Below are 1,221 nucleotides of genomic sequence, written 5' to 3'. Positions count from 1 at the left end.
GTCGAAATCGCTCGGAAACGGCATTTTGGTCAAGGACCTGCGTGCCCAATATAAAAAAGAAGCGATCCGCTATTTCATGCTGTCCACGCATTACCGCAACCCGCTCAACTTCAACAGCGAGACGATGGATCAGGCGATGAAGAGCGTGGAGCGGATCGCCAACGCCGTCACGAATATGAAGCACCGCCTGGATACGGTGGCTCCGGACGGAAACGGTCCGGTCCGCGAATCCGTGCAGCAGAAGCTGGATGTGATTCTGGCTTCCTACTATGAAAAAATGAACGATGATTTCAATACGCCGGATGCGATTACCTCCGTATTCGAATGGGTCAGTGAAGCCAACCTGCTGCTTCAGGAGCCTGTGGCGAACCCTGCGGAACTGAAGGCGATGCTGGCGGCTTTTGACGAATTGAACGCGGTGCTGCGGCTCTATTTCGAGGAAAAGGCCGAGCTTCTGGACGAGGAAGTGGAGCAGCTGATCGCCGAGCGTGCCGAAGCCCGCAAGAACAAAAACTGGGGCCGCGCGGATGAAATCCGCGACGAGCTCGCGGCCAAGGGAATTCTGCTGGAGGATACGGCGCAGGGCATGCGCTGGCGCCGCAAATGAGCGGGGCGGACGGCAACGAACTGCTGCCGGAAAGTGCGGGAAGCTGGATGTTCAGCTACCCGCCATCCAAGCCGGCCCGGCTGATTCCGCCGATCGTCTTGGCTTATATTGGCGATGCTATCTATGAGGTGGCCATCCGCCAATATTTGATTTCCAAGACGAACCTGCGGCCCAATCAGCTGCACCGTTCGGCGACCGGACTTGTCTCGGCCAAGGCCCAGAGCCGGATTATCGGTGGGCTGGAGGAGATGCTGACCGAAGAGGAACGCGACGTGGTCCGCCAAGGCCGCAACGCCAAGTCGGGCACCGTTCCGAAAAATGCCGACGTGCTGGAATACCGGCATGCCACCGCGTTCGAATCCCTGATCGGATACTTGTACTATACCGGGCAGTTCGAGCGCATGCAGGAGTTAATCGACACAGGGATCAAGTTCATAGAGCAGCAGCCCAAGAAGAAATAAGACGGCAGGCCATCACAGGCAATAAGAATCAGGAGGAAAATCGATGGAGGAAGAAATCATTGCCGGGAAGCATTCGGTCACCGAAGCGCTTCGATCCGGGCGGACGATTAATAAAATATGGATTGCGGAAAATGCCCAAAAGCATCTGACGCA

The 1,221-nt window shown here is 56.4% G+C and carries 3 protein-coding genes; all 3 read left to right on the top strand.

The window, feature by feature from the left end; translation table 11 throughout:
• Positions 1 to 607, top strand: a 607-nt coding sequence (locus CPT76_RS03190) for a DALR domain-containing protein (RefSeq protein ID WP_308737503.1), incomplete at its 5' end; no start/stop codon positions are given.
• Positions 604 to 1,068 (top strand): Mini-ribonuclease 3, encoded by a 465-nt coding sequence (locus CPT76_RS03185; protein ID WP_105441907.1) that lies wholly within the window; start codon positions 604 to 606, stop codon positions 1,066 to 1,068. The genes CPT76_RS03190 and CPT76_RS03185, both read left to right, overlap by 4 nt.
• 43 nt (positions 1,069 to 1,111) lie before the next feature.
• On the top strand, positions 1,112 to 1,221 hold a 110-nt coding region (locus tag CPT76_RS03180), incomplete at its 3' end, for an RNA methyltransferase substrate-binding domain-containing protein (RefSeq protein ID WP_308737504.1).

The sequence above is a fragment of the Paenibacillus sp. AR247 genome (assembly GCF_002968895.1).
Taxonomy (GTDB): domain Bacteria; phylum Bacillota; class Bacilli; order Paenibacillales; family Paenibacillaceae; genus Paenibacillus_AQ; species Paenibacillus_AQ favisporus.
This window is presented reverse-complemented; position numbering and strand designations above follow the sequence as displayed.